Origin of the sequence: Deinococcus metalli (genome assembly GCF_014201805.1) — a bacterium.
GTDB lineage: Bacteria > Deinococcota > Deinococci > Deinococcales > Deinococcaceae > Deinococcus > Deinococcus metalli.
Genome location: NZ_JACHFK010000008.1, coordinates 118,240 through 139,871 on the forward strand (window position 1 = coordinate 118,240; position 21,632 = coordinate 139,871).

General features: G+C 70.5%; 17 protein-coding genes. 9 read left to right on the forward strand and 8 right to left on the reverse strand.

The features are described 5' to 3' along the window. Positions 1–21: 21 nt before the first annotated feature. Positions 22–366 (reverse strand): hypothetical protein, encoded by a 345-nt coding sequence (locus tag HNQ07_RS15740; protein WP_184113490.1) that lies wholly within the window; start codon positions 364–366, stop codon positions 22–24. Further along, positions 363–1,226: a hypothetical protein gene (locus HNQ07_RS15745; RefSeq protein ID WP_184113491.1), complete on the reverse strand. Its 864-nt coding sequence runs from the start codon at positions 1,224–1,226 to the stop codon at positions 363–365. The genes HNQ07_RS15740 and HNQ07_RS15745 overlap by 4 nt, the downstream gene beginning before the upstream one ends. 269 nt (positions 1,227–1,495) lie before the next feature. Between HNQ07_RS15745 and HNQ07_RS15750 the strand changes: the two genes are divergently transcribed. Together HNQ07_RS15750 and HNQ07_RS15755 are read left to right on the forward strand one after the other, a co-directional pair. Beyond that, positions 1,496–2,806: a S8 family serine peptidase gene (locus tag HNQ07_RS15750; protein WP_184113492.1), complete on the forward strand. Its 1,311-nt coding sequence runs from the start codon at positions 1,496–1,498 to the stop codon at positions 2,804–2,806. Between the two features lie 5 nt (positions 2,807–2,811). After that, the gene (locus tag HNQ07_RS15755) at positions 2,812–4,920 is read left to right on the forward strand and encodes an HD domain-containing phosphohydrolase (RefSeq protein ID WP_184113494.1); all 2,109 of its coding nucleotides are present in this window, start codon (positions 2,812–2,814) and stop codon (positions 4,918–4,920) included. Between the two features lie 11 nt (positions 4,921–4,931). Here the strand turns inward: HNQ07_RS15755 and HNQ07_RS15760 are convergent, their stop codons facing one another. The 5 genes from HNQ07_RS15760 to HNQ07_RS15780 form a co-directional block, all read right to left on the reverse strand. After that, positions 4,932–6,011: a LacI family DNA-binding transcriptional regulator gene (locus HNQ07_RS15760; protein WP_184113496.1), complete on the reverse strand. Its 1,080-nt coding sequence runs from the start codon at positions 6,009–6,011 to the stop codon at positions 4,932–4,934. Between the two features lie 105 nt (positions 6,012–6,116). Further along, the gene (locus tag HNQ07_RS15765; RefSeq protein WP_221275114.1) at positions 6,117–6,998 is read right to left on the reverse strand and encodes a carbohydrate ABC transporter permease; all 882 of its coding nucleotides are present in this window, start codon (positions 6,996–6,998) and stop codon (positions 6,117–6,119) included. A 1-nt stretch (position 6,999) separates the two neighbouring features. Continuing rightward, complete coding sequence (locus HNQ07_RS15770; protein ID WP_184113498.1) at positions 7,000–7,905, reverse strand: carbohydrate ABC transporter permease; 906 nt, start codon at positions 7,903–7,905, stop codon at positions 7,000–7,002. Positions 7,906–7,989: 84 nt separating this feature from the next. Next, positions 7,990–9,282 (reverse strand): extracellular solute-binding protein, encoded by a 1,293-nt coding sequence (locus tag HNQ07_RS15775; protein ID WP_184113500.1) that lies wholly within the window; start codon positions 9,280–9,282, stop codon positions 7,990–7,992. Positions 9,283–9,451: 169 nt separating this feature from the next. Continuing rightward, positions 9,452–10,987: an alpha-N-arabinofuranosidase gene (locus HNQ07_RS15780; RefSeq protein ID WP_229832088.1), complete on the reverse strand. Its 1,536-nt coding sequence runs from the start codon at positions 10,985–10,987 to the stop codon at positions 9,452–9,454. 408 nt (positions 10,988–11,395) lie between these two features. Between HNQ07_RS15780 and HNQ07_RS15785 the strand changes: the two genes are divergently transcribed. Genes HNQ07_RS15785 through HNQ07_RS15815 form a run of 7 tightly spaced genes read left to right on the forward strand, consistent with a single transcriptional unit; the run spans position 11,396 to position 21,034 of the window. Next, positions 11,396–13,042, forward strand: coding sequence for a ribulokinase (locus tag HNQ07_RS15785; RefSeq protein WP_184113502.1), 1,647 nt, complete (start codon positions 11,396–11,398; stop codon positions 13,040–13,042). After that, the gene (locus HNQ07_RS15790) at positions 13,039–13,710 is read left to right on the forward strand and encodes an L-ribulose-5-phosphate 4-epimerase (RefSeq protein WP_184113504.1); all 672 of its coding nucleotides are present in this window, start codon (positions 13,039–13,041) and stop codon (positions 13,708–13,710) included. Before HNQ07_RS15785 ends, HNQ07_RS15790 begins: the two co-directional genes overlap by 4 nt. Positions 13,711–13,750: 40 nt before the next feature. Further along, positions 13,751–15,259 (forward strand): L-arabinose isomerase, encoded by a 1,509-nt coding sequence (araA, locus tag HNQ07_RS15795; RefSeq protein WP_184113506.1) that lies wholly within the window; start codon positions 13,751–13,753, stop codon positions 15,257–15,259. Beyond that, positions 15,259–16,257, forward strand: a complete 999-nt coding sequence (locus tag HNQ07_RS15800; RefSeq protein ID WP_229832090.1) for an arabinan endo-1,5-alpha-L-arabinosidase — start codon at positions 15,259–15,261, stop codon at positions 16,255–16,257. The genes araA and HNQ07_RS15800 overlap by 1 nt, the downstream gene beginning before the upstream one ends. A gap of 1 nt (position 16,258) precedes the next feature. Then, entirely contained in the window at positions 16,259–17,293 is a 1,035-nt protein-coding gene (locus HNQ07_RS15805) for a zinc-dependent alcohol dehydrogenase (protein WP_184113507.1), read from the forward strand. Further along, positions 17,290–19,191: a glycoside hydrolase family 127 protein gene (locus HNQ07_RS15810; protein ID WP_184113508.1), complete on the forward strand. Its 1,902-nt coding sequence runs from the start codon at positions 17,290–17,292 to the stop codon at positions 19,189–19,191. Before HNQ07_RS15805 ends, HNQ07_RS15810 begins: the two co-directional genes overlap by 4 nt. A gap of 19 nt (positions 19,192–19,210) precedes the next feature. Beyond that, positions 19,211–21,034 (forward strand): glycoside hydrolase family 2 TIM barrel-domain containing protein, encoded by a 1,824-nt coding sequence (locus HNQ07_RS15815; protein WP_184113509.1) that lies wholly within the window; start codon positions 19,211–19,213, stop codon positions 21,032–21,034. 64 nt (positions 21,035–21,098) lie between these two features. Here HNQ07_RS15815 and HNQ07_RS15820 read toward each other — a convergent pair whose 3' ends face one another. Continuing rightward, positions 21,099–21,617 (reverse strand): DinB family protein, encoded by a 519-nt coding sequence (locus HNQ07_RS15820; RefSeq protein ID WP_184113510.1) that lies wholly within the window; start codon positions 21,615–21,617, stop codon positions 21,099–21,101. Positions 21,618–21,632 lie beyond the last annotated feature (15 nt).

A 21,632-nucleotide genomic window follows, 5' to 3' on the forward strand; every position in this document is an offset into this window, starting at 1 on the left:
CCCGACGGCCGGGCCGCGCTCCTAGGGGGTGCGGCCCGCTGCCGTGGAGGCCGGCGGGGTGTCCAGCGGCACCGTGACCTGCCCCGTGCGCCAGTTCAGCCGCGCGGCGCGCCCCACGTGCGCCCAGAACTCCTGCGGGGTGCCGCCCGGCACGTCGTAGCGCAGGTACAGGTAGCCGCGCTGCGTGTCCGGCAGGCCCACGTTCACCTCTGCGCGGCTGGGCGCCGCGCCGTGCAGGGCCGCGAACTCCGGCGCCGCCTCGATCTGCGCCGCCGCCGCCGCGTACAGCTGCCGCTGCCGGTCGGTCGGTTCGCTCGCCGCACTGGGCGGCACCAGCAGCAGCGGTGGGCGCGCAGGACTGCTCACCGTGCCGCCCGGTACCCGGCAGCCCCGGCCGACGGGCCGTCCGGGAAGCACGCGACCGCCCGCGTGACCGCGTAGTTCACGTCGCCCTGCGGCAGGTGGTACACGCCGCTGCGGCTCACCTTCACGGGCGCGTCGGCCGGGCAGGCGCCCTGCGCGTCCGGCGGGGTGGGGCCGGACGGCGGCGCGCTGTCCGTGGCGGCCGGGGGCTCCGGGGTGGGCGGCGCCGTGTCCGGCAGGGCATCTGGAGACACCGGTTCGGGCGCGCTCGTTGCCGGCAGCCCCGGCAGGATGGGAAGGTCCAGCGTCGGGTGCTCCGGATCGGCCGCGCCGGGCGGCAGGGCCGGCACGTGCGTGGGCGCAATCGCCGGCTGGTTCGGCGCCCGCTGCGGTTTTCCGCCGCCCGGCAGCGGTCCCACGTACTTCACGTACGCCTCCTGCCAGTTGTGCGCGATGGCCCGCTGAGCGTCCGGAACGCCCACCGTGCCCGCGCAGATCAGGTCGTGCAGGCGGTTTTCCAGCGTGTCCTTCACGCGCGCGTTCAGTGGCGAGGTCACGTACGACTCCGGCCACAGGTTGCGCAGGCTGTTCGACCCACCCAGTTCCAGGCTGATCAGGTGATCCACCTCGAATTCGCCCGGCGCGCGTGACGTGATGCCGTACTCGCGGTACACCTGCTCCTTGAGGGCCTGCGGCACCGCCCGCACCGTCCGCGAGTAACCGGGGCGGCAGATCACCGCCGCGTCCGTCGTGAGCACGTCTCCCGGCGTCAGCGCCGGGTCTGGCAGCAGGGGAGGACCGGCCGTCAGGGCCAGCGCCCCCGACCCGCCCAGCACCAGGAAGACCAGCCACCGTGACGTCATGCGCCCAGCGTGCACCACGACCCTGCGGCGGACATGAAAACAGGCGCCACCCTGTCCGGCGACCCTTCTCCCGGCGGCCAGCCCATCACACCCCGGCCCGCGCCGCAGCTCGACATTAATGATCGATAACTGACCTTCATTGTAGGTACGGCAAGGCGCATGTGGGAGGGCCGGCGCCACAGTGGCCCCTACGGCTCACTGCTACAGGGTCCCGTCGGGCGTGCTGACGCCCGAAGCGGCCTGCGGCGTGAGGCCGAGGAGGTACACGCATGCCCCGTAAGCTTGTTCCGGCTCTCGCGACGGTCGTCTCGACCCTGACCCTCGTGGTGGGCTGTGCCCAGACGGCCACCACGACCCCGCCGGCCACCTTTCCGTACACCTCGGTGGTTCCGGTGGGCAGCGCGGACACGCCGACGGCGGTCGAACAGCGGTACGGCGGGCAGGTCGTGGTGTGGCGTCCGGAAGCGGCGTTCGCGGTGCTCGGCCTGTCGCACCACGCGGCCGGCGTCCTGAGCGCCCAGTCGGACGCGGGCGGATCCATCGCGGTCGAACCGAATGTCCAGGCCTACGGCGCCAGCGGCACCCTCAGCGCGTGGTCGGGTCAGGCCACCCGGGTCGATGCGGGCGGGCGCGCCGTGATCTGGAGTGGCGGCCGGGCCGTGATCTGGAGCGGGGGCCGCGCGGTCATCTGGAGCGGCGGCACCGGCACCGTGGGCGGCGTTCCCGAGAACAGCGCCTCGTGGGCACAGATCGGCCTGCCGGCCGCGTGGGCGGCGGCCCCGAATCTCGGCCAGGGCGTGAAGGTGGCGGTGATCGACACCGGCGTCGACCTCACGCACGAGATGTTCCAGGGCGCTCTGGCCGGCCCCGCCGACCAGTGGGACTTCGTGAATGGCGACCCGGTGCCGCAGGATGAGGGCGGCTTCAGCGACCCGGGCTTCGGGCACGGCACCAGCGTGGCGGGCATCGTCCTGCAGATCGCGCCGCACGCCACCGTGATGCCGATCCGCGCGCTGCGGCCTGACGGCAGCGGCGACGAGACCGCCATCGCGCAGGCCATCAACTTTGCCGTATCGCACGGCGCCCAGGTGATCAACCTGTCGCTCGGCTCCACCCAGAAGTCCGACGTGATCGCCCGGATGATCAAGTTCGCGACCGAGCAGGGCGTGAGCGTGGTGTCCTCGTCCGGCAACTCCGGCGACGACAAGATCACCGCGCCGGCCCGCGACGCCGACGGCAAGAAGACCCTCGGGGTCGGCAGCGTGGACCGCGACGACCGCAAGTCCTCCTTCTCGACCTACGGAGACAAGCTCGACGTGATGGCGCCCGGCGAGACGGTGTGGGGGCCGGTGCCCGGGAACTACTTCTCGTACTGGAGCGGCACGTCCATGGCCGCCCCGGAGGTGACCGGCGCGGTCGCCCTCGCGCTGGGGCAGCCGCTCAGGGTGGCGCCCAAGGACCTGCTCGCCACGCTGGTCGACACCGCCACCGACATCCGCCCCCTGAACAAGGCCTACGGCAGCAAGGTCAGGCGCCGGCTCGACGTGGCGGGCTTTCTCCAGGCCGCCACGCTGCCGTAAGCCCCATGTACGTCGCCGCCGCCCCGACTCCCCCGACCCCGCCCTCGGCCACCACCGTGGACGCGCTGCTCGGGGCGGCCGGGGCGCTGCTGGCCACCGCGCCGGGCCGCGCCGGCAGCATGGCCGAGGACGCTCTGGGCCTCGCCCGCGACCTGGCGTACCGGGCCGGCGAGGCGGACGCGCACCTGCTGCTGGGCCGCGCACGCCACCGGCTGGGTGAACTGCCGCAGGCCGAGGAGCATCTGACGGCCGCGCACGCGCTGTACGGCGCGCTGGAAGACCGGGGCGCGCAGGCGCAGGCGCTGATCGCCCACGGCACGGTGCTGCGCGACCTGGGCGCCCTCGACCGCGTGGGCGCCGTGCTGGACGAGGCGCTCGGGCTGTCGCGCACGCTGGGCGACGAGGCGCTGAGGGCCTCGATCCTGAACCACCAGGCGGCGCTGTCCAACAGCGCGGGGCGCCCGGACGTGGCGCTGGAGCAGCTCGGGGCGGCGCTGCGCATCCGCCAGGGTCTCGGGGACGCGCTGGGCGCCGCGCAGTGCCTGAACAACATCGGGCACGTGCATCTGGCGCGCCATGACCTGACCGCAGCCCTGTCCAGCCTGACGCAGGCCTACGACCTGCTCAAGACCGCGAACGACCCGGCGACCAGCGCGCACTGCCTGGTGAACATCGGGCACGTGTACGAGGAACTCGGGGACCACCAGCAGAACTACGAGTACACCGGACGCGCCCTGGCCGTCGCCCGCGACCACCACCTGCACAGCCTGGAGGCGTACTGCCTGAACAACCTCGCCGAGGCCCTGCTGAACCTCGACCGGCCCGAGGAGATGCGGGAGCGCTTCGGCGAGGCGCTCGAGGTCTCGCAGCGCCTGGGCATGCGCTACCTGGTGGGCTGCGCGCACCACGGTCTCGGCCGCGCCGCGACCATCCTGGGCCACGTGCACGACGCGCACGAGCAGTTCCGGCAGGCGCTGGACATCGCGTGCGAGCTGGGCGACCAGCACAGCGAACTCGACGCGCGGCTGGGCCTGGGCGAGGTGCAGGTGCTGCTCGGCCGGCCCGGCGAGGCCCGCGCGCTGCTGGACCGCGCCCTCGCGCTCGCGTCGGACCTGGGCGCGGTCAAGCAGACGGCGCGCAGCCACGAACTGCTGGCGCGGGTGGACGAGGCCAGCGGCCGCCCCCAGGACGCCGTCGCGCACCTGTGGGCGCTGCGCGCGCTGGAACGCGAACTGTCCGCCCAGGAACGCGACCGCCGCACCATGCAGCTCACCGTACAGTTCGACGTGGAACGCGCCCACCACGAGGCGGCGGTGTCGCACTTGCAGACCGCCATCGCCCGCCAGGCGCACCTGGACGCCGAGGCGAAGGTCGCCACCCAGACCCGGCGCCTGGCCCTCACGCAGGTGGAGGTGGTCGCGCGCCTCGCGCACGCCGCCGAGTACCGTGACGACGTGACGGGCCAGCACACCCTGCGGGTGGGGCACGTCGCTGCCCTGCTCGCGCAGCAGCTTGGATGCGGCGCGCAGGACGTGGCGATCCTGCGGGTGGCCGCCCGCCTGCACGATGTGGGCAAGATCGGGATCAGCGACGTGATCCTGCAGAAACCCGGCCGCCTCACCCCGGAGGAGACCGCGGAGATGCGGCGCCACACCACCATCGGCGCCGGCATCCTGAGCGGCGGCGAGTCCCCGCTGCTGCAGATGGCCGAGCAGATCGCGCTCGCGCACCACGAGCGCTGGGATGGCAGCGGGTACCCGGCGGGCCTGCAGGGCCACGACATTCCGGTCATGGCGCGCATCGTGGCGGTCGCGGACGTGTACGACGCGCTGCTGCACCCGCGGCCCTACAAGGCGGCGTGGACGGTCGCGCAGGTACTGGTCGAGATCCGGGCGCAGCGGGGCCGGCATTTCGAGCCGGAGGTCGTGGACGCCCTGCTGGCGCTGCACGCGGCGGGCACGCTTCCCCTGACGGGCCCGGTCGAGACGGACGACGAGCTGCCGGAACTGCTGATTCATCGCGAGACGACGGCCGCGGCCAGCCCGGCCGAGCCGCCGGACGCCCAGCCGCCCGCCCCGGTGGTCCGGCCTCCGCCGGTGGTTGCAGCGTCGTAGGGCGCCGGGTCTCAGCGCGCTGGAGACTCGCGGGGCGGCGCCGTGGTGGCGCGCACCACGAGCTGCGAGCCGAACACGTAGTGGCGTTCGCGCCCGGCGGGTTCCTGGATCAGCCGCAGGAGTTCCTCGAGGCTCTTGCGGCCCAGTTGCCCGAAGTCCTGCCGCACCGTGGTGAGCGGCGGGTCGTAGTGCGCGGCCTCGGGCGTGTCGTCGAACCCGATCACGGACACGTCGCCGGGCACCTTCAGGCCGCGGGATTTCAGGGCGCTGAGCACCCCCAGGGCCATCTGGTCGTTGCTGGCGAAGACCCCGGTGAAGTCCAGGCCATCGTCCAGCGCGCGCAGCGTCGCGTGGTAGCCGCTGTACGCGCTCCAGTCGCCCTCGTACGGCGGCAGGATGTCCAGGCCGTCGCGCTGGACCACGCTCTCGAAACCCTCGCGGCGCAGGCGGGCGTCACTCCAGCCGGGCGGGCCGCTGATGTGCAGCAGCCGCCGGTGCCCCAGCGCGCTGAGGTGCCGGGCCGCCGTGACCGCGCCGCCGAACTGGTCGATGCTGACGGTGGGGCCGTGCACGTCGGGCGTCGCGTCGATCATCACGAAGGGCAGGCTGTCGCCGAGGCCCCGGGCGATGTCGTGCGCGTCGTAGTTGGTCAGGAGCACCAGGCCGTCCACCCCGAACTGTTGCAGGCGCCGGGCGGCGGTCAGGACATCCTGTTCCTGCACGTACTCCAGGTCCACCTGCTGCAGGGTGGTGAGCATGATCTGGTAGCCGACCTCGTGCGCGCTCTCCTGCACGTTCTGGAGGATCTGCGACGGCCCGTACTGGTTCATGCCGTGCGCGACCACGCCGATCAGCTGCGAGCGGCGGGTCACCAGGCCCTTGGCGAGCAGGCTGGGGCGGTAGTTGAGCTCCTCGATGGTCTGCAGCACGCGCGCGCGGGTCTGCTGCGCGACGTTGGCGTGGTTGTTGATCACCCGCGAGACCGTCTGGTAGGACACGCCGGAGTGCCGGGCCACGTCGTGGATGGTGACGTTCTGCGAGCGGGCCCGGTCGGGGAGGGAGTGGGTCGGGGACTTCTCGGGCGTGGTCATGCACCCTCCATTCTCGCCGCTCGGGGCGCGTGGACCATCAACACCTGCCCGCCGCTTGCCTTCATACAGTGGCGGAAGCGGCGGGCAGGGACGGGTGCGCGTCCGCTATTTCAGGCCGGCGGTCGCCATCACGCCCTCGGTCACGCGCCGCTGGAACAGCAGGTACGCGAGGATCGTGGGCACGGCGGCGGTCACGGCGGTCGCCATGCTCTTGGCGTAGGCGACGCCGTACGCGGACTGTACCTGCGTGATCCCGACCGGGATGGTCAGGCGCGCCGTGTCGTTCATGACGATGAACGGCCACAGGAAGTTGTTCCACGCGCCAATGAAGGTCACGATGGCCAGCGCGCCGGTGATGCTCCAGTTCAGCGGCAGGAAGATCCCGAACAGCACCCGCCACTCGCTGGCGCCGTCGATGCGCGCCGCGTCCCCGAGTTCCGGCGGAATCTGGTCGAAGAACTGCTTGTAGATCACCACCGCGATGGGCGCGGCGAGCTGCGGCAGGATCAGGCCCAGGAAGTTGTTCACCAGGCCCAGCTTGTTGATGAAGATAAAGAGCGGAATCAGGCTGGCCTGGAACGGAATCATGAAGCCCGCCAGGATCAGCCAGAACAGCCAGCGCCGGCCGCGGAAGTCGATCTGCGACAGCGCGTAGGCACACAGCATCGACAGCAGCAGCACCAGCACCGTGATGATCGCGGTGGTCAGCACGCTGTTCACGTACCAGCGCACGATCGGGCTGTTCTGGAAGATGTAGGTGTAGCTGCTGGCGTCGAAGGTCTTGGGCCACAGGGTCGGCGGCGCGGTGATGGTATCGGCCTCGGGCTTGACCGAGGTGATGACCGCCCAGTAGAGCGGGAAGAACCACACCACGGCCAGCAGCAGGGTCAGGGCGGTCACGACGCCGCCCCACATGCGGCTCAGGCGCACGCTCAGGGTGGGAGGGGGCTTGGTGGTGCGCAGGACGGGGCTGGGGGTCGCGGTCATGTCAGCGCTCTCCTCGGTTGAGCAGGCGGTTTTGCACGCCCGAGACGACCAGGATGATGACCATCAGCACCACGCCGATCGCGGAGGCATAGCCGCCGTGCTGCTGCTGGAAGCCTTCGCGGTACGAGTACAGCAGCAGCACCAGGGTCTTGTCGAAGGGGCCGCCGCCAGTGAGCAGGTACACCTGGTCGAAGATCTTGAACTGCGCGATGAGCTGCAGCAGCAGGATCAGGCTGGTGACCGGCCACAGGTTGGGCCACGTGATCGAGCGGAACATCCGCCAGCCCGCCGCGCCGTCCAGAGCGGCCGCCTCGTAGATGTCCGGGGCGATGTTCTGGAGACCCGCGATGAACAGCAGCACGTTGAAGCCCACGGTCCACCAGATGGTCACCAGCGCCACGGCCGGCATGGCCCACACCGGGTCCTGGAACCACGAGATGGTCGAGCCGGTCACCGAGTTCACCAGGCCGAAGTTCGAGTCGAGCATCCAGTTCCAGATGCTGGTGACCACGCTGACCGGCAGCACCTGCGGCAGGAAGAACGCCGCCAGCACCACGTTGCGCAGCCGGCGCAGGCGCATGACCAGCAGCGCCAGTCCCAGGCCCACCAGGGTGTTCGGCACGACCGTCAGCAGGATGAAGTACAGCGTGCCCAGCAGGGCCGTGTAGAAGGTGGGCTCGCGCAGCAGCTTGGTGTAGTTGCTCAGGCCGACGTTCCGGCCGACCCCGGTCAGGTCGGCGTTGGTCAGGGACAGCTGGATGACGCGCAGCGACGGGTAGATCAGGAACAGCAGGTAGATCAGCACGAAGGGAGCGACCATCAGTGCGGCGGTCAGCCAGCGTTTCCTGACCTGAACCTGCTTCTGTGGACTGAGCACCGTGGTCCGTGAGGGAGCGGTCTTGAGCATGTCACCTGCCTTCTGCGGCTGGAAAAGGCGTCGGGGGAGGGAAGGGCGCCAGGGCGCGACCTCCCTCCCCGCTGACCGCCGCGCTTACTTGTTGAAGTTCGTCAGGGCCGTCTTGAACTTGGCGATGCCCTGGTCCGCGCTGAGCTGGCCGAGCAGCACGGGGGTGAAGTTGTTGCCCACGGCGTCGTACACCGGGCCGCCCACGCCGAAGATCGGCACGTTGGGCTCGAGGGTCGCGTCCTTGGCGGCCGTCGCGGAGTACTGCACGTTCGGCTGCAGGGCCTTGAAGGCCGCGCTGTTCTGGGTGGGCAGGTACGAGGGGATGTGCCCGCCGCCGGCCCAGCCGAGGCCGCCCTGCTTGTTCACGTAGCCGATGAAGGTCATGACGGCCTTGAGCTTGTCGGCGCTCATGGGCGTCTTGGTGTTGTTGGGGATCGCCAGGGTGTGCGAGTCCGCCCACGTCTCACTGTTGCCGGCCAGTTTGGGGAAGGCCATGATGCCGTAGTCGAACTTGATGGTGCCCTTGGCCTTGGCGTCCACCATGGTCGGGACTTCCCAGTTGCCGTTGAACATCATGGCGGTGCGCCCGGCGGTGAACAGCGCCACGGCGGCGGGGTATTGGGTGTTCTTGGTCAGCAGGCCGGACTTGGTCCAGTCGGCCATGGTCTGCAGCGCGGCCTTGCCCTTGGTGTCCAGGTCGCCCAGGTACAGCTTGCCGTCCTTGTACATGGTGCCGCCCTGCTGCAGGAACAGGCTGTACCACATGCGCCACAGCGTCGCGGGGTCCTGGTTGGTGCTGAACGCGGCGGGAACGACCCCGGTCTTGTCCTTGATGGTCTGCAGCGCCTTGCCCAGGTCCGCGATGGAGTTGATCCCCGTGGGCTTGCCGTCCGCGCCGAGCAGGCCGGCCTTCTTCAGCAGGTCCTTGTTGTAGTACACGACATAGGTGTGCGTGTCGAGCGGCAGGGCGTACAGACCGGTCTTGCCGGCGGCCTTGGCGTCGGTGTTCAGGGTGCTCACCAGGTTGGCCTGGAAGTCGGTGGCCTTCAGTCCGGCCAGGGCCAGGTCCGCGGCGCTGAAGGCCCGCAGGTCGTTCTTCTGGAGCCCGGAGGGCACGGCCGACAGGTGGTACGTCATGACGTCGGGCGTCTGGCCGGAGACGGTCGCGGTGTGCACCTTGGTGTAGAAGGGGTTGCCCCACGTCTGGGTGGTGCGGTTCACGACGATGTCCTTCTGCGACTTGTTGAAGTCGTCCACGATCTGCTTCATGCGGATGCCGTCGCCGCCGCCGAAGAAGTCCCAGAACACGATGGTCGTGGCGGCCTGCGCGGAAGCCGAAAGGGCGATGCCGAGGGTGAGCAGTTTGGTGATCCGCATGTGGTGCCTCCTGACGCAAAAGGGGCGGGGGAGATCGGCTGACACGACAACCGGCTCCGTACGGCATTCCGACGCGCCGCGGCAACGCTGTGGGGACAGGGCACCCCGGCTCTGGATTTGTGAACGATCACATGGTAAGCCGGCGTACCGGGACTGTCAAGCCTTCCGGTCAGCTGGGGCTGTGCTGGCTGGTGAGGACCGTGAACGACAGCGGCGGCAGCGTCAGCGTCACGCGCCCGCCGTCGAGCTTCGGCACGTCGATGGTGTGGATGGTCACGGCCTCGGGCTGCTCGAAGGAATTCGCGGCGGCCGGCTCGTGGCCCGCCATCTGCCACGCCTGGGTCAGCTCGCCCGGGGCCACGTCCTCCCACAGCACCGTCACGTCCAGCGCCTCGGTCTGCGAGCGGTTGACCAGGAACGCCGCGCCCTTGCCGCTGGCCGGATCGAAGCTGGCGGTGGCGTCCAGCAGCGAGACCTCGCCGAATTTCTGGGTCTCGTGGGTGGGGGCCTTCACCAGCACGTCCAGCGAGTTCCCGACCGCGTGGTTGCTGAACATCATCAGCGGGTAGTAGATGGTCTGCAGGAACAGGCCGTCGGCGCGGGTCATGATCGGCGCGATCACGTTCACGATCTGCGCGATGCACGCGATCCTCACGATGTCCGCCTTGCGCAGGAAGGTGCCCAGCCACTGCGCGACCACCAGCGCGTCCTCGAGGTTGTAGACCTCTTCGAGGATGTGCGGCGCTTCCTCCCAGCCCCCGTCGCCGCCGACCGCGCGGTACCACACGTTCCACTCGTCCCAGCAGATGCCCACGTCTTTCTTGCTGCGGTTCTGGGCCTTGGCCAGCCGGATCGCGGCGCCGATGGTCTCGGCGTGCTCGTCGAAGTGCACGCTGCTCGCCAGGTACGAGTCGGTGTCCACCGCTTCCTTGGAGTTCATGTTCGGGTTGCCGACGTAGTAGTGCATCGAGAAGTAGTCGATGTGCTCCCACGCGCGCTCCAGCACCACGCGGTCCCACTCCGGGAAGGTGGGCATGGCGGTGTTCGACGACCCGCACGCGATGGTCTTGATGCTGGGGTCCATCCAGCGCATCAGCTTGGCGGCCTCGACGGCCTTGTCGGCGTAGGCCACGGCGTCCAGGTGCCCGATCTGCCACGGGCCGTCCATCTCGTTGCCCAGGCACCAGTACTTCACGCCGTAGGGGTCCTTGTTGCCGTTCTTGGCGCGCAGGTCGCTGAACTGCGTGCCGGTCGGCAGGTTCATGTACTCGACCAGATCGGCGGCCTCCTGGATGCTGCCGGTGCCGAGGTTCACGGCCCACATCGGCTCGGTGTCCAGTTCGCGGGCGAACTCCATGAACTCGTCGGCGCCGAACTGGTTGGTCTCGATGGAGCGCCACGCCAGCGCGCGGCGGCGCGGCCGCTGCTCTCTGGGCCCGATGCCGTCCATCCAGCGGTAGCCCGACACGAAGTTGCCGCCGGGGTAGCGCATGATGCGGTAGTTCAGGTCCTTGAGGGCCTTCATCACGTCCGGCCGGAAGCCGCGTGCATCGGCCAGCGGCGAGGCCGGGTCGTAGATGCCCTCGTAGATGCAGCGGCCCATGTGCTCGGCGAAGCCCCCGAAGATCAGGGGCGAGATGTCCGACACGATGCGCTGCGTGTTCAGGGCGACGGTCGCGGTGCGGGTGTTGGATCGGGTCGTCACGGTCATCCTCTCGGGGTGGGCGGGACAGCGTGGCCGCGTCCCGGCCCGCAGGGTGGGCAGGGAAGGAGGGCTCCCGGTGCAGCTCGGGGCAGGTGCGGAGCAGGACTGAGGATCTGGTCAGGGAGCGGGTCGCTCGGGGCACCTCCTCGGGTTTCGGCGGGCGGCACCCGGCACGCGGGCGGCGCGGGCGTCACGGATCGCGAAATGCGTGGTGGACGGACGGAAACCGGGTGGAGCGGGGGGGCTGGGCACGGACGCCCGGCCCGGATTGCGTTGACAGATACGGACGACTCATCATACATTGTGATCGTTCACAGTCAAGCATCTCCCCGGCCGAACGCGGCCGGACCCGCGCCCGAGCGGCCCCCACGGCCGCGGCCCACTCCACTCAGCCCCACAGGAGGCCTCATGGCCGACACGTACACCATCGGCGTCGATTTCGGCAGCGAATCCGGCCGCGCCGTCGTCGTCCGCACCTCGGACGGTCAGGTCGTCGGCGAGGGCGTCACGCCCTACGCGCACGCCGTGATGGACGCCGCCCTGCCGGACGGCACGCCCCTCGGCAAGGACTGGGCGCTCCAGCACCCGCAGGACTACCTCGACGTGTTCCAGCAGGCCGTGCCCGCCGCCCTGCGCCAGTCCGGCGTGAGCGCCGACGACGTCGCGGGCCTCGCCGTGGACTTCACCGCGTGCACCGTGCTCCCCACCCGCGCCGACGGCACGCCGCTGGCCCTGCTGCCCGAGTACGCCGCGCGCCCGCACGCATGGGTGAAACTGTGGAAACACCACGCCGCGCAGCCGCAGGCCGACCGCATCAACGCCGTGGCCGAGCAGCGCGGCGAGGGCTGGCTCGCGCGCTACGGCGGCAAGATCAGCTCCGAGTGGCTGTTCGCCAAGGCCCTCCAGATTCTGGAAGAGGACCCCGACACCTACGCTGCCACCGAGCGCTTCATCGAGGCGGCCGACTGGGTGGTGTGGCGCCTGACCGGCGTGGAGACGCGCAACGCGTGTACCGCCGGCTACAAGGCCATCTACCAGGACGGCCACTACCCCAGCGCCGAGTACCTGGGCGCGCTGAACCCGGAGTTCGCGGACTTCGCGCAGACCCGCCTGGGCCAGCAGCTCAGCCCGCTGGGCGGCGTCGCCGGCCACCTGACCGACGAGGCCGCCGGCTGGACTGGCCTGAACGCCGGCATTCCCGTCGCCGTGGCGAACGTGGACGCGCACGTGACCTTGCCCGCCGCCGGCGTGACCGAACCCGGCCGCCTGGTGGCGATCATGGGCACCAGCACGTGCCACGTGATGGTGGACGAGCAGCTGCGCGAGGTGCCGGGCATGTGCGGCGTGGTGCCGGGCGGCGTGGTGCCGGGCCTGTACGGCTACGAGGCCGGGCAGAGCGGCGTGGGCGACATCTTCGCGTGGTTCGTCAGGAATGCCGTGCCCGCCGAGTACTACGCGCAGGCCGAGCAGGAGGGCCTGAACATCCACGCCCTGCTGGAACGCGAGGCCGCGAAGCAGGCGCCGGGCGAACACGGCCTGGTCGCGCTGGACTGGATCAATGGCAACCGCAGCGTGCTGGTGGACGCCGAACTCAGCGGCATGATCGTGGGCCTGACCATGGGCACCCGCGCGCCCGACATCTACCGCGCGCTGATTGAGGCGACCGCGTACGGCACGCGGCTGATCATCGAGACCTTCGAGCAGAGCGGCGTGCCGGTGCACGAGCTGGTCATCGCCGGCGGCCTGAAGAAGAACCGCCTGCTGATGCAGATCTACGCCGACGTGACCGGCCGCCCCCTGAGCGTGCTGGACGCGGAGCAGGGGCCGGCCCTGGGCAGCGCGATCCACGCGGCGGTCGCCGCCGGGATCTACCCGGACATCTTCGAGGCGGCCCGGGCCATGGGGCAGGTGAGCCGCAACGTCTACACCCCGAACCCGGAGGCGCAGGCCGTGTACACCGAGCTGTACGGGGAGTACCGCACGCTGCACGACTACTTCGGGCGCGGCGCGAACGAGGTCATGCACCGCCTGCGGGCGCGCCGGAGGGCCGAATGACGTCTCTGTCCCACCCTGAGGTGCGCCGCGACCTGACGGCGCTCCATCTGGAACTGCCGAAGAACGGTCTGGTCACGTGGACGAGCGGCAACATCAGCGCCCGCGTGGACGGCGGCATGCTGATCAAGCCCAGCGGCGTGACCTTCGAGAACCTCACGCCCGAGAGCATGGTGCTGACCGATCTGGACGCGAACGTGCTGGAGGGCACGCACAGCCCGTCCTCGGACACCGCCACGCACGCGTACATCTACCGCCACCTGCCGCACGTGGGCGCCGTCGTGCACACGCACAGCCCCTACGCGACCGCGTGGGCCGCGCAGGGACGCGAGATTCCCTGCCTCCTGACCGCCATGGCCGACGAGTTCGGAGGCCCGATTCCCTGCGGCGGCTTTGCCCTGATCGGCGGCGAGCAGATCGGCGCGGAGGTCGTGCGGGTGCTGACCGGCCACCGCTCGCCCGCGATCATCCTCCAGAGCCACGGGGTGTTCACCATCGGCCCCACGCCCAAAGCGGCGCTCAAGGCCGCCGTGATGGCGGAAGACGTGGCCCGCAGCGTGTTCCTGGCGGTGCAGCTCGCCGCGAGCCTGGGCACGCCCGTCAAGACCCTCGACCCCGCCGACATCGACAAACTCTACGACCGCTATACCAACGTGTACGGCCAGCGCTGATGCGTCTGCGGGCCGCCCACCGACCAAAGGAGCGCCACGAATGATCCATCTCGATACCCCCTCACTGTGGTTCGTGTGCGGCTCGCAGCACCTGTACGGCCCGGAACCCCTCGCGCAGGTCGCGGATCATGCGCGGCAGATCGCCGCCGCGCTGGACGCCAGCGGCGACATTCCGCTGAAGATCGTCGCCAAGGGCGTGATGACCACGCCCGAGGAGATCCGCGCGCTGTGCCGCCAGGCGGACGCCGACCCCGAGTGCGCGGGCCTGATCCTGTGGATGCACACCTTCAGTCCCGCGAAGATGTGGATCGGCGGCCTGGGCAGCCTGCGCAAGCCCTTCGTGCACCTGCACACGCAGTTCGAGCGCGACCTGCCGTGGGACAGCATCGACATGGACTACATGAACCTCAACCAGTCGGCGCACGGCGACCGCGAGGCCGGGTTCCTGCACACCAGATTGCGCCTGGAGCGCAAGGTCGTGGTGGGCCACTGGAGTGACGAGGACGTGCACGCCCGCCTGGGCGCGTGGACGCGCGCCGCGTGGGCGTGGCACGACTGGCAGGGCGCGAAGTTCGTGCGCTTCGGCGACAACATGCGCTACGTGGCCGTGACGGACGGCGACAAGGTCAGCGCCGAGATGAAGTTCGGCTTCTCCGTGAACACCCACGGCATCGGCGACCTGGCCGAGAAGATCAACGCCGCCACGGACGAGGATGTCCAGGCGCTGATCGACACGTACCTGAAGGAATACGACGTGGCCGAGGAACTCCGTCCCGGCGGCGAGCGGCACCAGTCGCTGCTGGACGGCGCGCGCATCGAGGCCGGCATGCGGACGTTCCTGTCCGAGGGCGGTTACCGGGGCTTCACCGATTCCTTCGAGGACCTGCACGGCCTCAAGCAGCTCCCGGGCCTCGCCACGCAGCGCCTGATGGCCGAGGGCTACGGCTTCGGCGGCGAGGGCGACTGGAAGACGCCGGCACTGGTGCGCGCCATGAAGGTGATGGCCCACGGCCTGCCCGGCGGCACCAGCTTCATGGAGGACTACACCTACCACCTCGCACCCGGCAAGCACCAGGTGCTGGGCTCGCACATGCTGGAAGTCTGCCCGACCATTGCGGAGGGTAAACCGCGCCTGGAAGTGCATCCGCTCGGCATCGGCGGCAAGGAGGACCCGGTGCGGCTGGTGTTCGACGCCCAGACGGGCGCGGCCATCAACGTCTCGCTGGTCGATCTCGGGAACCGCTTCCGCTTCATCGTGAACGAGGTGGACTCGGTGGAGCACCCGGCGCTGCCGAAACTGCCGGTCGCGCGGGCGGTGTGGGAGTGCCGGCCAGACTTCAAGACCGCGTGCGCCGCGTGGATCTACGCGGGCGGCGCCCACCACACCGGGTACTCGACCGCGGTGACCACCGAGATGATCGAGGATTTCGCCGCGATGGCCGGCGTGGAACTGGCGATCATCGACGCGGGGACCGAACTGCGCTCCTTCCGCGAGGGCCTTCGCCTGAACGACCTGTACTACGTGCTGGCCCACGGCCTGAGGGCGTGATGCGCGCCCGGATGCTGATGGCGGCGCTGCTGACCTCGGCGGCGCTGGCCGGCGGCGGCGGCCCGCCCGTGCAACCCGCCCTGAAGGGCAACACGCAACTCCACGACCCCACGCTCCTGAAGGTCGGGTCCCGCTACGTGGCGATGGGCACCGGCCTCGAGAACGTGGACGGCGGCACGCTGCGGCTGCGCACGTCGCCCGACGGCGTCACGTGGACGGACGCGGGCACGCTGGGCGTGAGCATCCCCGAGTGGATCTATGACCAGATCGGCACGCAGCCCCCGAACCTGTGGGCGCCCACGCTCTCCACGCACGGCGGCGTGACGTACCTGTACTACGCGGCGTCGGTGTTCGGCGAGAACACCAGCGTGATCGGCCTGTATACGAACGCCAAGCTCGACCCGGCGCACCCGGAGCGCGGCTGGGTGGACCGCGGCCCGGTGCTCACCACCAAGAAGTCCGATTCCTTCAACGCCATCGATCCGTATCGCCTCGACGCGCCGGATGGCCGGGCGTGGATGGTCTTTGGCTCGTACTGGACCGGCATCAAGCTGCGCGAACTCGATCCCGTGAGCGGCAAGCTGAAGGGAACGCGGCAGTACGACCTCGCGTCGCGCGGGGGCGGAGCGGTCGAGGCCGCCACGCTGGTGCAGCACGGCAGATACTTCTACCTGTTCGTGTCCTTCGACCGCTGCTGCGCGGGCGTGGACAGCACGTACCGCATCATGGTCGGCCGCTCCACGGCCATCACCGGGCCGTATGTGGACCGCGAGGGCGTGCCGATGATGCAGGGCGGCGGCACGCAGGTGCAGGCCAGCAAGGGCCGCTACATCGGCCCCGGTGGGCAGGAGGTCTACACCGACGGTGCCGAGCAGCGCCTCGTGTACCACTACTACGACGGCAACGAGAACGGCGTGAGCCACTTCCAGACCGCCCGCCTGAACTGGGACGCGGACGGCTGGCCCGACCTGGGCGCGCTGCCGAACGGAGGGAACTGAAGTGACTAGCCAGACCGCCGCCATCATGCGCGGCGACCACCACATCGAACTTGGGGAGATTCCCAAGCCGGTGCCCGGCCCGAACGACGTGCTGATCCGGGTGGGCGCGAACTCCATCTGCGGATCTGACCTGCACTACTGGCACGAGGGCAAGATCGGCTCGGCGGTCGTGACCGGGGCCTTCACGCCCGGCCACGAATTCGCGGGCACGGTCGTGGAGGGCAGCGGTGAGGCGCACGGATTGAGTGACGCCACGCTGGTCGCGGTCGATCCCGCTCAGCCGTGCGGGCACTGTTTCTGGTGCCACGAGGGCAACCACCACCTGTGCCCGAACATGATCTTCGTGGGCGCGCCGCCCTACGCGGGCGCGATGGCCCAGTACATCGCGGTGCCGGCCAGCACGGTGTTCCCTGTGCCCGAGGGCTTCACGGCTGCGCAGGCGGCGCTGCTCGAACCCCTGGGCGTCGCCATGCATGCCCTGGACCTGGCGAAGCTGCGGCCCGGCACGAACCTCGCCATCCTGGGCGCCGGCACCATCGGCCTGTACGTGCTGATGCTGGCGCGGATCAGCGGCGCGCTCACCCTGAGTGTGATCGACCCGCTGGCGTACCGCCGCGACAAGGCGCTCGAACTCGGCGCGACCGCCGTGTACACGGACGTGCCCAGCTACCTCGCGGCGGTGCAGAACACGCCGACGCGCGGCGCGGACGTGGTGGTCGAGGCCACCACCAGTCCGCTGGGGCCGCGCCACGCCACCGAGGCCGCCCGTATCGGCGGAAAGGTCATCCTGGTGGGCATTCCCGACGGAGACGAGTTCACGCTGACCGGCTCGCACGTGCGGCGCAAGGGCCTGACCATCAAGCTCTCGCGGCGCATGGGCGCCATCTACCCGCGCGCCATCGAGTACGTCCGCTCCGGGCGGATCGACGTGAATGCCATCGTGACGCACACGCTGCCGCTCTCGGAGGTGCGTCCCGCCTTCGAGATGCTCGCGGACTACCGGGACAACGCCATCAAGGTGGTGCTGGAACCATGACCAGAACGCTGACCCTGCCGCCCGCGCTGACGCAGGTGCGCGTGCACGACGCATTCTGGTCGCCGCGCCTGGAGGCCAACCGCGCGTGCACGCTGCCCGTCCTGCACGGCAAGCTTCAGGAGGTCGGGGCGCTGGACGCCTTCGACCTGGATGCCTACGCCGAGCGGGGCATCACGATTCCCAAGACGCACCACGTCACGCCGCAGATGTGGTGGGACAGCGACGTCGCCAAGTGGATCGAGGCCGCGAGCGCGTCGCTGGTCACGCACCCGGACCCCGCGCTGGACGCGCAGCTCGACGACGTGATCGCGCGCATCGCGGGCGCCCAGCAGCCGGACGGGTACATGAACACGTACTTCACGGCCATCGAACCGGACCGCAAGCTCACGAACGAGCGCGACTGGCACGAGCTGTACAACGCCGGGCACCTGATCGAGGCGGCGGTGACGCACTATCAGGCGACCGGCAAGACCTCGCTGCTGGACGTGGTGGAACGCTACGCGCGCTTCCTGTCGGGCGTGTACGGCACGGGGCAGGGCCAGCGCCCCGGCTACCCCGGCCACGAGGAGATCGAGCTGGCGCTGCTGCGGCTGTACCACGCGACCGGACGCAGGGAGCACCTGGACTTCGCGCGGTATTTCATCGACCAGCGCGGGCAGTTCCCGAACTACTTCGAGACCGAGGCGCTGGCGCGCGGCGACAATCCGCAGGACTTCTGGGCCGGCACCTACGAGTACATGCAGGCGCACCAGCCGGTGCGCGAGCAGTCGCAGGTGGTCGGGCACGCGGTGCGCGCCGTGTACCTGTATGCCGCGATGGCCGACCTGGCGGCCGCCGACGGGGACGCTGGACTGCGGGCTGCGTGCGAGCGGCTGTGGGACGACCTGACCCGCCACAGCCTGTACGTCACGGGTGGTCTGGGGCCGTCCGCGAGCAACGAGGGCATGACGCGCCCCTACGACCTCCCGAACGACAGCGCGTACGCCGAGACCTGCGCCGCCGTGGGCCTCGCGTTCTGGGCGCGGCGCATGGCCGCCCTGACCGGCGACGCGAAGTACGCGGACGTGATGGAACGCGCGCTGTACAACAACGTCCTGAGCGGCGTATCGCTGGCCGGCGACCGTTTCCTGTACGAGAACCCGCTGGAGTCCGACGGCACGCACCGCCGCTGGGCGTGGCACGCGTGCCCGTGCTGCCCGCCGAACCTCGCGCGGCTGCTGGCGTCGCTGGGCGAGTACGTGTACGCGGTGAGCGCGCAGGACGTCACCGTGAACCTGTATGTCGGCAGCACCCTGAGCGCTGACGTGGCCGGCCACGCCCTCACCCTGACGCAGGAGGGCGCGTACCCGTGGCGCGGCGACGTGCACTTCAGCATGGAGCTGGACAGCCCCGCGACCTTCGCGCTGCGCCTGCGGATTCCCGCGTGGGCCCAGGGCGCGACCCTGAGCGTGAACGGCGAGGCGCAGGCCGTGACCCCCCAGCAGGGCTACGCGGTGCTCACGCGCGAGTGGCACAGCGGCGACCGCATCGACCTCACGCTGCCCCTGGTGCCCCGGCGCGTGTACGCGCACCCGGCCGTGCCGCAGGACGCCGGGCTGGTGTCTCTGGCATACGGCCCGCTGGTGTACTGCGTGGAGGGCGTGGATCAGGACGCTGCCCTGCACGCCCTGAGCGTCCCGCGCGGCGCGGCCCTGAGCGCCCGCTTCGACCCCGACCTGCTCGGCGGCGTCACCGTGATCGAGGGCGACGCCGTGGCCGATACGGCCACCACCGCCGACCTGTACACCGACGTGCCCCCACCCACCCGCCCCGCCCGCGTGACGGCCATTCCCTACGCCGTGTGGGACAACCGCGAGCCCACGCCCATGCGCGTGTGGCTGCGCGAGAGTGCCCGCTGAATCCCTGCAAGGAGCCCCGATGACCCACCCCCGACCCCAGCTGAAACGCGCCGCGTGGCGCGACCTGAATGGCCCGTGGAACTGCGCCTTCACGGACGCCCGTACGCCCGCCGCCGTGACTTTCGACCGGCAGATCACCGTGCCGTACGCGCCGGAATCGCCCCGCAGCGGCGTGAACGACCCCGCGCCGCACCCGGTCGTGTGGTACCGCCGCGACCTGACCCTGGAGGCCGCCGATACGCCCGGTGACGGCGAGCGCCTGCTGCTGCACTTCGGCGCGGTGGACTGGGACGCGCAGGTGTGGGTGAACGGCGTCTTCGTCGGCGCTCACGCGGGCGGGTACACGCCCTTCACCCTCGACATCACGGACGCCCTGAACGGCCCGGACATGCGCGTGGAGGTGCGCGCCGCCGACGACCACGCCGACATGGGCCAGCCGCGCGGCAAGCAGGACTGGCTGCCGGAGGGCACCGGCCACGGCATCTGGTACCCGCGCACCAGCGGCATCTGGCAGACCGTGTGGCTGGAGCGCGTGTCCGCCGCCCGCGTGCTGAGCGTGCGCTGGACGCCGGACGTGGCGACCCTGTCCCTCACGCTGACCGTGACCGTCACCCAGGAAGCGGTGGGCGGCCGCCTCGGCGTGAATCTGAGCATGAACGGCGAGACGCTGGCGGACGAGTCCTCCGCCCTGACCGGCACCACCGTGACACGCACGGTGTCGTTGCCCGATCCCGGCATCGACGACGCCCGCGACCTGCTGCTGTGGTCGCCCGAACACCCGCAGCTGATCGACGCCGCCCTGACCGTGAGCGGCGCGGACGGCGCGGCGCACGACCGCGTACACAGCTACACGGCGCTGCGTTCGGTCGGCCTGGACGGCGGGCATTTCCTGCTGAACGGCCGTCCGTACCCGCTGCACCTCGCCCTCGACCAGGGCTACTGGCCTGACGGCGGAATGACCGCCACCAGCGAGGAACTGCGCGCCGACGTGGAACTCGCGCGGCGGCTGGGCTTCAACGGCGTGCGCAAGCACCAGAAGATCGAGAGCCCCACGTGGCTGGAGTGGTGCGACCGCGTGGGCCTGCTGGTGTGGGAGGAACTGCCCAGCGCCTACGCCTTCACGCCGAGGAGCGTGTCGCAGCTCACGCAGACGTGGCTGGAGGCCATCGAGCGCGACTACTCGCACCCGTGCATCGTCGCGTGGGTGCCGTTCAACGAGAGCTGGGGCGTGCCGGACCTGCCGCTGCGGCCCGAGCAGCGGGCGCTGGTGCAGGGGCTGTACTCGCTGACCCGCAGCCTGGACACGACCCGCCCCGCCATCGGCAACGACGGCTGGGAGCACGTGGCGGGCGATCTGCTGACGATCCACGACTACGCCGCCGACACGGACGTGCTGCGCCAGCGCTACGGGCAGCGGGACGCGCTGGGCACCACGCTGGAGGACTACCGCTCGGCGGGCCGGCGCCTGACCCTGCCCGGCTACGATCCGGCCGGCAAGCCCGTGATCCTCAGCGAGTTCGGCGGCATCGCCTACAACGCCGACGGCACGGCCGGCTGGGGCTACAGCGAGGCGGGCGATGAGGCCAGCTTCCTGGAGCGCTACCGGGCGCTGATGGCCACGATCCACGACTGCCGGATGCTGGCGGGCTTCTGCTACACGCAGTTGACCGACACCTACCAGGAGATCAACGGCCTGACCACCCTGGCGCGCACGCCCAAGGCGGACGTGACCGCGCTGGCCGCTGCCACGCGCGGCCGGGCCGTGGACAGCGAAAACCCGCTCGGCTACCACCGCCGCTGGCTGGCGCGGCTGAGCAAGGAGCCGGCCGGGGCCGGGGGCTGAACCCACAGCTGTGAAGGGCGCCTCCGCTGCGTCAACGGAGGCGCCCTTCGCTGTGGCCGCCCGGTCAGTGCGCGACCAGGAACACCAGATCCAGCGAGGGCGGCCGGTGCCCGAGCATGCGCAGCAGCAGCACGATCTGCGCGCTGTGCCGCACCTCGTGCTGCATGACGTGCCACATGGCCTCGTCGGCCGTGAAGGTCTCGGGGCGGCTGTCGTCCACCTTCACGCGGCGCCCGGAGGCCGCGACCTCCATCAGGGCCGGCCAGCGTTCCAGCGTGTCGGCCTCCACCGCTTCCCAGTAGGCCAGCAGGTCCTCGAGCGGTTCGTCCTGGTGGTGCCAGTACTCGTCGGCAGACTGGGGCTCGGGACGGAAGCGCTCCATGACGAACGGCACGCCGAGCAGGTCGCCGCGGAACCAGCCGTCCTCCACGACCGGGATGTGCGCCACGAGGTCCTTGACGCACCGCGCGCCGTCCGTGTCGATCAGCGGCCGGGCGAGGTCGGCCTCGGGCACGGCGCGCAGGGCCGCCCACAGGTCGCGGCGGGCGAGGGTCAGGTAGTGGTAGAAGGCGTGGGCGTCCATGCCCCAAGCGTAGCG

Excerpts from the sequence above, each read along its gene's own strand:
- HNQ07_RS15755 (WP_184113494.1), top strand. The coding sequence starts at position 2,812 with ATGTACGTCGCCGCCGCCCCGACTCCCCCGACCCCGCCCTCGGCCACC.
- HNQ07_RS15765 (WP_221275114.1), bottom strand. The coding sequence starts at position 6,998 with ATGACCGCGACCCCCAGCCCCGTCCTGCGCACCACCAAGCCCCCTCCC.
- HNQ07_RS15785 (WP_184113502.1), top strand. The coding sequence starts at position 11,396 with ATGGCCGACACGTACACCATCGGCGTCGATTTCGGCAGCGAATCCGGC.
- HNQ07_RS15770 (WP_184113498.1), bottom strand. The coding sequence starts at position 7,905 with ATGCTCAAGACCGCTCCCTCACGGACCACGGTGCTCAGTCCACAGAAG.
- HNQ07_RS15760 (WP_184113496.1), bottom strand. The coding sequence starts at position 6,011 with ATGACCACGCCCGAGAAGTCCCCGACCCACTCCCTCCCCGACCGGGCC.
- HNQ07_RS15815 (WP_184113509.1), top strand. The coding sequence starts at position 19,211 with ATGACCCACCCCCGACCCCAGCTGAAACGCGCCGCGTGGCGCGACCTG.
- HNQ07_RS15790 (WP_184113504.1), top strand. The coding sequence starts at position 13,039 with ATGACGTCTCTGTCCCACCCTGAGGTGCGCCGCGACCTGACGGCGCTC.
- araA (WP_184113506.1), top strand. The coding sequence starts at position 13,751 with ATGATCCATCTCGATACCCCCTCACTGTGGTTCGTGTGCGGCTCGCAG.
- HNQ07_RS15745 (WP_184113491.1), bottom strand. The coding sequence starts at position 1,226 with ATGACGTCACGGTGGCTGGTCTTCCTGGTGCTGGGCGGGTCGGGGGCG.
- HNQ07_RS15775 (WP_184113500.1), bottom strand. The coding sequence starts at position 9,282 with ATGCGGATCACCAAACTGCTCACCCTCGGCATCGCCCTTTCGGCTTCC.
- HNQ07_RS15820 (WP_184113510.1), bottom strand. The coding sequence starts at position 21,617 with ATGGACGCCCACGCCTTCTACCACTACCTGACCCTCGCCCGCCGCGAC.
- HNQ07_RS15750 (WP_184113492.1), top strand. The coding sequence starts at position 1,496 with ATGCCCCGTAAGCTTGTTCCGGCTCTCGCGACGGTCGTCTCGACCCTG.
- HNQ07_RS15800 (WP_229832090.1), top strand. The coding sequence starts at position 15,259 with ATGCGCGCCCGGATGCTGATGGCGGCGCTGCTGACCTCGGCGGCGCTG.
- HNQ07_RS15810 (WP_184113508.1), top strand. The coding sequence starts at position 17,290 with ATGACCAGAACGCTGACCCTGCCGCCCGCGCTGACGCAGGTGCGCGTG.